Consider the following 10,945-nt stretch of genomic DNA (forward strand, 5'->3'; position numbering starts at 1 on the left):
GGGATATGCGCCGTATCCTGTCGCAATTCCTGAAAAACTCGGTGGGTGACGCCAGACCGCTTCTTCTCCCTGATGCTGCTCCTCGCATCGCGGGATGCCGTGACCACACAGGAACTCGCCTCGGCGCTCGGGGTGTCCCTTCGGACCGTCACCCGGGACCTGAACTGGCTCCGCGAAGCCGGTCTGCCGGTGACCGCGCAACGAGGCCGCCTCGGAGGTGTGAGCATGCTGCCCGGGTCCGGGGCCGACGTCACGCGACTCACACCGGACGAGCGGGATCATCTGTCGCTCGCCGGGCTGGACGAGAAGCAACGTGCGGAGCTGGACACATCGGCCGAGAGCCGTCGTGCGCTCTCCAAGATCGCCGCTGCCCGGTCACGTCGAGTCGATGAGTTCCTGCCGCTCACCGACGTGGTGCACGTGGACAGCCGCCCCTGGCTCCAGGCCCGTACTTCCGACACGACTCCGGCCGCGCTGATCGGCGCGGTGCGGCGCGGTCGCCGACTACGGATCGCGTACGACAGCCTCCACGAGGCCCGCCTGCGCGACCTGGTCGTGGACCCCTACGGGTTGTTCGCCAAGGCCGGCACCTGGTACCTCGTCGCCGACTGTGCCCGAGTGCCACGGATGTACCGACTCGAACGGATCACGGCCTGGACGGCAGTCGACCAGCCACGACGGATCCGCGAGCACCAGACCCTGGCCACCGTCGCCGCCGCACTCGTCGACGAGTGGGAACACCACCACGCGATAGAGGTCAGCGCCACCATCGACCCGACCCAGATCGACCGAGCGCAACGGATCTTCGGCCTACGACTCGTCCGGCACGGCCATGAAGGATCCGTCACCGGCCACAGGGTGACGATCCGCTTCCTGCACCTGGAGGACGTGCGAGCACTACTGCCGTTCGGGAGCGCCATCACCGTGCACGGCCCCGCCGAAGCCAAGGCCCACCTCAGTGACCTCGCCACCGACCTTGCCCACCACTATGGGCCGTCACCGACGTCGTGACCGTGCAAGCTTCCCGATGGCCTCGCGGACAGTGGCGTCGTCCCCGTTCGTCAGGGCTTCCTTGAGTCCGTCGACCGCATCCTGAATCTCGGCCCTGATGTCGCCCGGCACCGTGTCGTCGTGGTCCCGAAGGAACTTCTCGTTGGTGTAGACGAGTTGATCGGCGTGGTCGCGCAGTTCGGTGGATTCCCGGCGTTGGGACTCCCGCTCCGCGTACCGATCGGCCTCACGCGTCATGCGCTCAAGTTCGGTGTCTGGCAGTGCGGTTCCGCCGGTGACCTTCACGCGTTGCTCCTTGCCGGTGCTCAGGTCCTTGGCGGAGACGTGCATGATTCCGTTGGCGTCGATGTCGAAGGCGACTTCGATCGCCGGCTCGCCCGCCTTCGCCGGAGGCAGACCGGTCAACTCCAGCTTGGCGATGTGCTTGTTGTACGCCGTCAGCTCGTGCTCACCCTCGTAGACCTTGATCTCCAGGACCGCCTGGTCGTCGTGTGCCGTGCTGAAGATCTCGGAACGCTTGGTCGGGATCGTGGTGTTGCGCTCGATGCACTTGCTCATGATGCTGCCCTTGGACTCGACGCCGAGAGACAGCGGAGCGACGTCGAGCAGTAGGAGGTCCCTGACCTCGCCCTTGAGGATGCCGGCTTGAAGGGCTGCGCCGATGGCGACCGGGTCGTCCGAGCGGACGTGCTGATGTTCCTTGCCGCCGGTCAGTTCGTCGACCAACTCGATGAGCGCGGGCATGCGTGTCGAGCCCCCGACGAGGACGACGTGGCTGATGTCAGCGAGGTCTATGTCGGCATCATGGACTGCGTTGTGGAACGGTGCCTTGCAGCGCTCCAGTAGTCCGGCGGTGAGCTGCTGGAACCCGTCCCGGGTGAGCGTCTCGTCCATGTGCAGCGGGCCCTCGGCGGAGACTGCGATGTAGGGCAGGGAGATCGTGGTCTCGGTGGTCGAGGAGAGCTCGCTCTTCGCCCTCTCCGCGGCCTCGCGCAGGCGACGAAGCGCTGTGCCGTCCCCTGCGAGATCGACACCGTGGTCGTCGGCGAAGCGCTTGATCAGATGGCCGACGACGCACTGGTCCCAGTCGTCACCGCCGAGTTCGTTGTCACCGCTGGTGGCCTTCACCTCCACCACACCGTCGCTGATCTCCAGCAGCGACACGTCGAAGGTGCCGCCGCCGAAGTGGATGACCACGGCGGTCTCGTCGTCCCGGGCGATGCCGTAGGCGAGGGCGGCGGCCGTCGGCTCGCTGATGATGCGCAGGACGTTCAGCCCGGCGATCTGGCCGGCCTCCTTGGTGGCCTGCCGCTGGGACTGGTTGAAGTACGCCGGGACGGTGATCACCGCATCGGTGACCCGCTCGCCGAGGTACGACTCGGCGTCCCGCTTCAGCTTCTGCAAGATGAACGCGCTGATCTGCTGCGGTGTGAAGTCCGTGCCGTCGATGCGTACCTTCCAGCCGGTGCCCATGTGCCGCTTGACCGAACAGATGGTGCGGTGGGCGTTCGTCACCGCCTGCTGTCTGGCCGCCTCACCGACCAGCACCTCGCCGTTCTGCCTGAAGGCGACGACGGACGGCGTGGACCTGGCGCCCTCCGCGTTGACGATGACAGTCGGTTCGCCGCCTTCCAGAACACTCACCACAGAATGCGACGTACCAAGATCGATCCCGACAGCACGAGCCACTGTGCGCTCCCCCCGACCGTCGCGGCGACAGCCGCGCGTGAACTTCCCCGCAATCGAGTGTTCCTGACGGTCGGTACGTAGACGGCTCTTCGACGGAAGGCAGGCTTTCCTTGGAGGGGTGTGTCAATTTGGCTGCTGGTCTTGGTTGTTGATGGTCTGTTGTTGCTCGGGGGTAGGTGGACGGCCCAAGAACTCAAGGACCCCTGCGGAATTTCCGCGGGGCGGGATACGTACGGGTCAGTCGGTGGCTCTGGCCATGGTCAGGAGTTGCTGGTGGATGTCGGGTCTGGCGAACAGGGCAGCGCCCGTGTCGGTTCGCCGTTGGCCGGAGAGGTCGCTGAAGGTGCCGCCGGCCTCCTCGACGATGGGGATCACTGCGGCGATGTCCCAGGGACCGGCACCCAGCAGGAGGAAGGCATCGAGTATGCCTGTCGCGACCAGGAGGGCTCCGTGGCAAGTGCCTGATCCGGTGGACGGTTTACTCGGGGGCGGTGTGGGGTGGTCTGCCGTCGACCAGTCGAGTGCAGGGAGCACCGTCGCGGTGCCTGCCGCCAGCCGTGCGGCGGCGTCACGGTCGGTCGCGCTGAGTCGGGAGGGCGGAGGCCAGATGCCGATGGCGGCATCCTGGGCGTTTCCTCGGGGCGTGAGCGTCAGTCGGCTCGGAGGGGCTGACGGATCAGAAGGGCAGGGTCCCGTCCAGGCCCCATTGCCCGGGGTTGCCCACCAGCGGCGCCCGAGTGCGGGGGCGGAGACCATACCGAGCCTCACGTCGCCGTGATCTTCAAGGGCGATGAGGGTGCTCCATTCCGGATCGCCCATGACGAAGCTCGCCGTGCCGTCAATGGCATCGATGATCCATCGGCGGCGACTGTGCCCCTGGGCGCCGAACTCTTCACCGACGAACGCGTCGCCGGGATGTTCGGCGCGGATGGATGCGCGCAGAACGCGCTCGATCTCCCGATCGGCCTCGGTGACCGGACTGCCGTCGCCCTTGCGCTCGGCGGCCAGGTCGGGTGCACGGAAGTGGCGCCGGGCGATCTCGTCCGCCTGATCGGCCAGGCGGAGCGCCAGCGCGAGGTCTGCCGAGTCTGTCATGCCGTCCACTTTTGCTGCCCCCACCTTGACCATCAAGTCCCGGTCCACGCCCGCCACCGCAGTGAGACGATCACGGCAGGGCTCGTGTGATCACGGCGCCTGAGCCGCCCTGGATATCCCCGTTCACAGGCGCGCATCCCCGTCAGTCCCGCAGGACAGTGACTGCACTGCGCCGTGTGGGCGGCCGGTGGGGCCTCGGCTTGCGCGAGGCCCCACGACGGGATCAGACGGTGAGGACCAGCTTGCCCTGGAGGTGACCGTCGTCGAGCAGCCGGTGCGCGTCGGCGACGCGCTCGAACGGGAATGTTTCCTGCACGTGGACCCGGAGTCGGCCCTGTTCGACGAGTGCGACAAGACCCCGCAGGGCGATCGGATCGGGGTCCACCGCGATACCGCTGAAGCGCATGCCGGCCGCCTCGTACCTGGCGATGAGCTCCGAGTCCTCCTCGGCGACCGCCGTCACCAAGTGACCGCCCGGGCGGAGCACTTGGAGCGACCGCTCGACGGTGTCGCCGCCGATCGTGTCGAGCACGACGTCGATGTCGCGGACCGCCTCGGCGAAGTCGACCGCCGTGTAGTCGATCACCTCGTCGGCGCCGAACCCCTCGACGAACTTCCGCTTGCTTCCGCTGGCGGTGGTGATCACGTGTGCGCCGAGCGCTTTCGCGATCTGGATCGCGACGTGGCCGACCCCGCCACCGCCGCCGTGGACCAGGACGCGGTCGCCCTTGGTCACGCCGCCGAGGTCGACGAGACCCTGCCACGCCGTCAGCCCTACGATCGGCAGCGCCGCCGCCTCGACGTGCGAGAGCGACGCCGGCTTGCGTGCCAAGTGCAACGCCGGCGCCGACACGACCTCGGCATACGCGTTCGCCGCCTGAGGGAACAGCGGCATCCCGAACACCTCGTCACCGGGCCTGAACCGCCACGTCCGCGGCGCCTCCTCGACCACGCCGCTGATGTCCCAGCCGAGGATGAACGGTGGCTGGCCGATCAGCGGGAACTCGCCGGCGCGCAGGCGCGCCTCCAACGGGTTCAGCCCGATGGCCTTGACGCGGACGAGAACCTCGGTCGGAAGGGGCTGGGGCTCGGGCGCGTCCACGATGGTGAGTACCTCGGGACCGCCGAGCGTCTGCTGGGTGATGACTCGCATGACTCTCCTGGCTTTGCGCTTTGGAAGGGGAGATGACCCAGGCTATGAATGCGATAGGAACCAGCAGGTACCTACGGCGCGGGTACCTTTGGCGCCATGAGCGGTTTCGGTTCCGGGGATTCCTTTCTCGCCGACTGTCCGGCGCGTCTCGCGGTCGAGCTGATCGCCGACAAATGGACGGTGGTCGTGCTCTACGGCCTCAGCAAGGGCCCGGTGCGCCATGGGCAGTTGATCGAGCTGATCGGCGGCATCTCCCGCAAGATGCTCACCCAGACGCTACGACGGCTCGAAGCGCACGGACTCATCCGCCGTCACGTCTACGCCGAGGCGCCGCCCCGCGTCGAGTACGAGCTCACCCCGCTCGGCGAGACACTGATCGATCCGATCCACATGCTGACCGAGTGGGCGAGGGACAACGGCGACGCGGTGCTCGATGCGCTCGACGCCGACGCCGCCCCCGAACCGGTCGCCCATAGCGACTGAGGTCCCCGCTAGGGACAGTCCCTCCAGAATCCGTCCCAACCGGCAGAGCCATCCATTGAGCGCGACAGGACAGCACGGGCGGAATGTCGGGCTGCACCCGCACCGAGGTGGTCAACTGGCTGCGGCCAGCGGCTTGGTGAGGCGCTCGGCTGGGGTTGCCCAACTGAGGTCAGACCTGCCCGGCTGACGCGAACTCGTCCGGAATGCGGGTACGGCGCCTGGAACCTCCGCGGAAAGCTAAAAACTTGCTAATGAGGTACGGACAGGATGCGGTTCCGGATCCCCTGTCGCCGCGTCCGATTGCGGAGTGAATCGGGGCAACTCGGTTGCGGCGTGCACCCAATTGGGCGGGTTCGTCATGGGTGAGGGGTGCGAACGAGCTCTCATCGATTTGGTGGGGATTGGACACGTAGAGTCCCTCATCAAGGGAGTGTCAGCCGTGGCGGGGGGCCGGGGAGGGCGAATGGCGGTGCTGCCGGGCAACGAGGTCGCCGGGGCTCGGCGGGTCGTGGGGCGTGAGGCTGAAGTCGCCGCCCTGGCAAGGGCGTTGGACGGTCTGACGTCAGGGGTGGGGCGGGCGATCGCGCTCGTCGGAGAGCCAGGGATCGGGAAGAGCGTGCTGCTGCGCGCCGCCGTCGCGCGGGCCCGCGCGGGCGGGGTGCGCGTGCTTGACGCGCGGGGGCCGGGAACACTGCCGGAGACCGACGCCTGGGTGCGGCACGACGTCTCGGCACACAGCACGCGAAGACCACCACTGGTCGTCGCGGTCGACGACCTGCACCATCTCGACGCCGATCGGATTCCTGATGTGGAGAGGCTGATCGACGCGGCTGCCGGTCCTCTGCTGTGCCTTCTGGCTTACCGGCAGCGTCAGTTGTCGCCCGCGTTGGCGGCGGTGCTCTCGCGTGCGGCGTCGGCGGACCTGCTGGAGGTCTGGAACGTCGGCCCGCTCTCCCTGGAACAGGCGCGGGAGTTACTGGGGGACCTGTCCAACGCCGATGGAATCCACCGGGAAGCCCTGGGCAACCCGCAGTACCTCAAGGTGCTCGCCGCTCACGGAAAGGGCAGCGGATCCGCGACCGGCGAGGACGATGATGTGGCGGGGACCGACGCCGGGATGGCGATCCTCGGTGAACTGGCCGGTCTCGACTCCCTCTCGCTGGACGTCGTCCAGACGGCGGCGGTGCTCGGCGAGTCGTTCCACCCGGAGTTACTGGCGGAGATCGCGGACCTTGAGGCGACGCAGGTGATGCGGGCGCTGGACACGCTGACCCGCCTCGACCTGGTCCGGCCGGTCGGCTCCGCGGCTCAACTGGCCCTGCGCCACCGGGCGGTGGCAGAGATCGTCTACCAGCGGCTCGAACCCAGTCGGCGGACAGCCCTGCACCGGAGCACCGAGGCCGCGCTGACCAAGCGGGCCGCCCCGATAGTACGGCGGGCCCACCACGCGGCACGGGCCGCCGATCCGGGCCGGCCCGAACACGCCACGACGCTGATCGCCGCCGCACACGAGGCGCAGTACACCGATCCCGCGGTCGCGGCCGACCATCTGCGGGTCGCGCTGTCGCTGCTCCAGGACGGCGATCCGCTCCGATACCAGGCTCAAGTCCTGCTGGCCCGGACGCAGTTGCTCAGCGGTGAGGCGAGCGAGAGCCGCGCGCTGCTCGACGCGCTGCGGTCGGCCATACCCGGTCGGTCCGTCCCGGATCCCAGCACGCTCGCCGACGCGAGCCGCATCGAACGGCGCCTGGGCCGGGTCACGGAGGCGGGCGCGATCGCCCGCGCCGCACTCGCCGATCTGACCGACACCGCGACCGCCGCCGCCCTGCACACCGAACTCGCCGACTACGCCTACGACATGCAGGAATACGACATCTCTCGGCACCACGCCCAGACGGCCGCCGCGATAGCGCACAGGAACGGCGATGCTGTAGGCGAGGCGAAGGCACTTGCGCAGGCGGCACTTGCACATCTGTACTCCGCGGACCAGGCCACCGCGCTGACCACGGCGGCCAGAGCGGCCGAACTCATCGACGCCGCCTCGGACGCGGTTTTGCTGACGAACCTGGCGGCGGCCCACCAACTGGGCATGACCGAAGGGATACTGGGCCGCTTCGCCGATGCCGAGCGGCATCTCGCGCGCGGCGCGGAGCTGTCGCGGCGCACCGGCCAGACGTACATGCAGCGGGACGTCCTGACATCACTGGCCAACGCGCAGTTGCGGTCGGGACATCTGATCGGCGCCCTGGCCACCCTCGACGAAACCGCCCACCACATGGAGAGCCTCGGTGGTCCGGTCACGCGGGCGGTCATCGCGATGCTTCGGGCCGAGATCCTGTACTGGCTCGGCCGTCCCGGCGACCGGGAGGGGGCAGTCGAGTCCGCCGAGCGTGCCGTCGCGGTCGCCGACGGATCACCGCACGGCTGGGCGCTCACGGTCCGCTGCTTCCACGCCGAGTTCGAGCTGCTCAACGGCGAGGCGGCGCGCGCGACTTGGCTGCTGCTGGACGCCACGGGCGGCACCGAACTGCCGAAACTCACGATCTGGCGCAAGCCTCGCTGCTGCGACACCCTGGCGCAGGCGGCGCTCACCACGGGCGACCGCGCCTCGGTCGGGCACTGGGCCCGGCTCGCCGAGAGCTGTGTCGAACAGCTGCCCTCCAGCGGGCGGTTGGGGTACGCGCGGCGGGCCCGGATGCGGGCCCACGCGGCGGCGGGCGACATCGAGCGGGCGGTGGACAGCGCCCGGGAGGCGTTCGCGCACTTCTCCTCCGGCGGCGAGCGCATCGAGGCGGGCCGAACCCTGTTCCAGGCTGCCTCGCTCTGTCTGGACGCGGGGTGGACCGAGGGCGTGGACGGCTGGCTGGAGCGGGCCGCCGGTCTCGCCCAGCAGTGCGGTTCGGTCCGACTGGCGCAAGAGGTGGCTCTCCAGCGGGGACGGCTCGCGGCTCCGGGTGAAGCGCCTGGGGCCCTGACCGTCCTCACCGCGCGGGAACGGCAGATCGCCGAACTCGCCAGTACCGGAATCACCAGCGGCGAGATCGCCGAAGCACTCGTCCTGAGCGTCCGGACCGTCGAGAGCCATCTGGGCCGCATCTACCGAAAACTCGACGTACCCAACCGCGCCAGCCTCACCCGCGCCGTACTGAGCAACGGCTCACCCGCGCCCGGAGTCCAACGCCCAGCCTCCGGCTAGGGCGTGTATCGGCAGGGGCATGAGGTGCTGCTGGATTGTTACTCCTGACGAGGGGAGGCGAGCCAACGGTCGTCCTGGAACTCGGCAGGGACCTCGTCTTCCCTTGGATCGATCCCGTGGCGCTCTAGCTCGTCAAACCACCGGTCCCGCTGTGACTTGGGGAGACGTAGTCCGCACCAGGGACAGAACTCGATGGTGATGCTTGACCTGCCGCCGTCATGAACAATCAGCCCGTACTCCTGGAACTTGGCGCTGAAGTCGACCAGCGCGTCCGGGCAGGTGAAGGGGTCGTCGTGCTGGTCGCAGCGCACGTTCACACGGTCGGTCATCGCCTCGCAGCAATGATGGGTGTGATGGGTCATGACTTCGGCTTCTCGTTGATCGGCACCATGGCGAGAAGTAGATCACGGTCTGTAATGATCACCGGGTGGCACGTGGCGAGCTGACGGATGCGCAGCGGGCGGTATTGGAAGCGCTGTTCCCGAAAGGCAGGAGGCCCGGCCGACCACCACTACGGACCCGGCGGCAGCTGATCGACGGCATACGCCGGGTCCGCACCGGCATCCCTTGGCGGGATATGCATGCCAAGTACGGTCCTTGGGGCAGGGCGTAGAACTTGTTCCGCCGCTGGCAGCGGGACGGCACCTGGCATCAGATCTTCACCGCCCTGCAGGCACGGGCTGACACGAAAAACCTGATCACCTGGGCCCTCAACCTCGACTCCACCGTCTGGCGAGCGCACCAGCACGGCGCCGGGACGCGGGAAATGAAGGATCTGCCGAACGAGCCACCTGGTGGCGTCACAACAGAGCCGGACGACCACGGGCTTGGACGTTCGCGCGGTAGCCTGAGAACCAAGTTGCAGCTGGCCGTCGAGCAGGGGCAGAAGCCGATGCCGATCGTGATCGCGGGGGAGCAACGCGGCGACTCCCCGGAGTTCGAGGCCATCCCGAGCCGCGTTGGGGTGCCGCGGCTCGGGCCGGGGCGGGCCCCGCATCCGGCCCGACCGCGCGCGCTGACAAGGCATACGCCCACAGGCAAGAACCCCGCCGGTCTGCGGGAGCGCGGCATCCGCTGTACCATCCCAGGCAAGGCCGACCGAGTTCGGAACCGCAAAGACAGCTCGCTCGGCGGTCGGTCGGCGAAGTCCGGCCCGGAGGACTACAAGGCTCGGCACGCGGTCGAGCGAGGCATTAAGCGCCTCAATAGGTACCGCGCCGTGGCAACCAGGTACGACAAGCTCGCCGTCCGCTACGAGGTGACCGGTTTTGTCACAGTCGGCAACGAGTGGCTGTGACCCTCGGCCGTCACGCGGTGGGATCCACATTCCACGTCTGCGGCAGATCGCTGCCGCAGAAGACGCAGACGAAGTCGTCCTCGCGCACGATGTTGTGCTCCTGGCAGCCAGGGCACCGTCGGAACGTCACCTCATGGGTGAAGCCGGACGGGCGCCCGAGCCCTACATCATCCAAAGCGCGAGCGACTTCCGACCAGGAGGCGCCATCCGGGCAGTAGCCGGTGGACTGGTTACTGACCTCGCTCACAGCCCACCGGCCCGCTACACGCACGAAGCTGATCTCACCGGCGCTCAGTACCATGGCTCCGTCGGCACAGGTCACGTGCTCGCTTCGCCGCGGTGCCAGCCGAAGCGCACCGTCCGTGCCCACTACGAAAGTGAACGGTTCGGCCAGCTCCGCCGCCGAACGCTCAGTGATCCAGGCGCCGAAGTCAGCCGCCGAACTGATCCTGCGCCCGCCGCGGCCAGGCCTGACCGCAGCCTTCAGCTCGACCGGTCCGACATATCGGTAACTCTGCCTCCGAGCACTCACGTCAGCCAACCTAGAGCACTTCCGACACATGCCCTTGTTCCTTAACATCGCCGGTTGAGTTTGGTGACGGTCGCGGGGCGGTCCGCGGTCGGGTAGGCCGTCCCCGCCGCAAACCGGATTCGCTGTTCGCCGACCGGGGCTACGACCACGACATCTACCGCGACCAGGTCCGCGCCCGCGGCATCGTGCCCGCAATCGCCCGACGGGGCACCCTGCACGGCACAGGACTGGGCATCTACCGGTGGGTCGTGGAGAGGAGTTTCGCCTGGCTGCATGGCTTCCGCCGCCTGCGGATCCGGTGGGAACGGCGGGCCGACATGCACGAAGCGTTCCTCAAACTAGCCTGCTGCCTCATCACCCACCGACAACTTGGCTCATTGTGTTAGCCGTTGTTAGGGCTTGCCGGGAATCAACACGTCGGTTTGATCTTGGTTTTGTCGGGGTCGAGAAACCTGGCGACGTCTTCCCGTGTGCGGAAACGGGCGGTTG

Annotated in this window: 10 protein-coding genes and 1 pseudogene; 6 read left to right on the forward strand and 5 right to left on the reverse strand. The window is 68.1% G+C overall.

Features of this window, described 5'->3' with window-relative positions:
- The first annotated feature begins 45 nt into the window (after nucleotides 1–45).
- Entirely contained in the window at nucleotides 46–1,011 is a 966-nt protein-coding gene (locus ACIQPR_RS34510) for a helix-turn-helix transcriptional regulator (protein ID WP_403656429.1), read from the forward strand.
- Here ACIQPR_RS34510 and dnaK read toward each other — a convergent pair.
- From dnaK to ACIQPR_RS34525, 3 genes are all read right to left on the reverse strand, one after another.
- On the reverse strand, nucleotides 997–2,700 hold the full coding sequence (dnaK, locus tag ACIQPR_RS34515) for a molecular chaperone DnaK (RefSeq protein WP_403656432.1): 1,704 nt from the start codon (nucleotides 2,698–2,700) through the stop codon (nucleotides 997–999). The genes ACIQPR_RS34510 and dnaK overlap by 15 nt on opposite strands.
- Nucleotides 2,701–2,937: 237 nt before the next feature.
- Nucleotides 2,938–3,843 (reverse strand): inositol monophosphatase family protein, encoded by a 906-nt coding sequence (locus ACIQPR_RS34520; protein WP_403656435.1) that lies wholly within the window; start codon nucleotides 3,841–3,843, stop codon nucleotides 2,938–2,940.
- A gap of 175 nt (nucleotides 3,844–4,018) precedes the next feature.
- On the reverse strand, nucleotides 4,019–4,948 hold the full coding sequence (locus ACIQPR_RS34525) for an NADP-dependent oxidoreductase (RefSeq protein ID WP_403656437.1): 930 nt from the start codon (nucleotides 4,946–4,948) through the stop codon (nucleotides 4,019–4,021).
- Between the two features lie 96 nt (nucleotides 4,949–5,044).
- Between ACIQPR_RS34525 and ACIQPR_RS34530 the strand changes: the two genes are divergently transcribed.
- On the forward strand, nucleotides 5,045–5,431 hold the full coding sequence (locus tag ACIQPR_RS34530; RefSeq protein ID WP_403656440.1) for a winged helix-turn-helix transcriptional regulator: 387 nt from the start codon (nucleotides 5,045–5,047) through the stop codon (nucleotides 5,429–5,431).
- A 463-nt stretch (nucleotides 5,432–5,894) separates the two neighbouring features.
- Complete coding sequence (locus ACIQPR_RS34535) at nucleotides 5,895–8,627, forward strand: LuxR C-terminal-related transcriptional regulator (RefSeq protein ID WP_403656443.1); 2,733 nt, start codon at nucleotides 5,895–5,897, stop codon at nucleotides 8,625–8,627.
- A gap of 38 nt (nucleotides 8,628–8,665) precedes the next feature.
- Here ACIQPR_RS34535 and ACIQPR_RS34540 read toward each other — a convergent pair whose 3' ends face one another.
- Nucleotides 8,666–8,989, reverse strand: coding sequence for a DUF6980 family protein (locus ACIQPR_RS34540; protein WP_403656446.1), 324 nt, complete (start codon nucleotides 8,987–8,989; stop codon nucleotides 8,666–8,668).
- A 65-nt stretch (nucleotides 8,990–9,054) separates the two neighbouring features.
- Here ACIQPR_RS34540 and ACIQPR_RS34545 point away from each other — a divergent pair, with 65 nt between their 5' ends.
- A complete protein-coding gene (locus ACIQPR_RS34545) occupies nucleotides 9,055–9,240 on the forward strand; it encodes a transposase (protein ID WP_403656449.1) in 186 nt (61 codons plus the stop codon).
- 3 nt (nucleotides 9,241–9,243) lie between these two features.
- Nucleotides 9,244–9,924: an IS5/IS1182 family transposase gene (locus tag ACIQPR_RS34550; protein WP_403656452.1), complete on the forward strand. Its 681-nt coding sequence runs from the start codon at nucleotides 9,244–9,246 to the stop codon at nucleotides 9,922–9,924.
- 10 nt (nucleotides 9,925–9,934) lie between these two features.
- Here the strand turns inward: ACIQPR_RS34550 and ACIQPR_RS34555 are convergent, their stop codons facing one another.
- A complete protein-coding gene (locus ACIQPR_RS34555; protein ID WP_403656501.1) occupies nucleotides 9,935–10,486 on the reverse strand; it encodes a hypothetical protein in 552 nt (183 codons plus the stop codon).
- Between the two features lie 50 nt (nucleotides 10,487–10,536).
- Here ACIQPR_RS34555 and ACIQPR_RS34560 point away from each other — a divergent pair.
- Nucleotides 10,537–10,842 (forward strand): annotated as a pseudogene (locus ACIQPR_RS34560) (transposase); the annotation flags it as partial.
- Between the last annotated feature and the right edge of the window lie 103 nt (nucleotides 10,843–10,945).

This window comes from Streptomyces sp. NPDC091280 (assembly GCF_044768565.1).
In the GTDB taxonomy this organism is placed as follows: Bacteria; Actinomycetota; Actinomycetes; order Streptomycetales; family Streptomycetaceae; genus Streptomyces.

Bases quoted from the DNA above. Each gene is read 5' to 3' on its own strand.
- ACIQPR_RS34535 (WP_403656443.1), top strand. From the start codon at position 5,895: ATGGCGGTGCTGCCGGGCAACGAGGTCGCCGGGGCTCGGCGGGTCGTG.
- ACIQPR_RS34555 (WP_403656501.1), bottom strand. From the start codon at position 10,486: ATGTGTCGGAAGTGCTCTAGGTTGGCTGACGTGAGTGCTCGGAGGCAG.
- ACIQPR_RS34525 (WP_403656437.1), bottom strand. From the start codon at position 4,948: ATGCGAGTCATCACCCAGCAGACGCTCGGCGGTCCCGAGGTACTCACC.
- ACIQPR_RS34530 (WP_403656440.1), top strand. From the start codon at position 5,045: ATGAGCGGTTTCGGTTCCGGGGATTCCTTTCTCGCCGACTGTCCGGCG.
- ACIQPR_RS34540 (WP_403656446.1), bottom strand. From the start codon at position 8,989: ATGACCCATCACACCCATCATTGCTGCGAGGCGATGACCGACCGTGTG.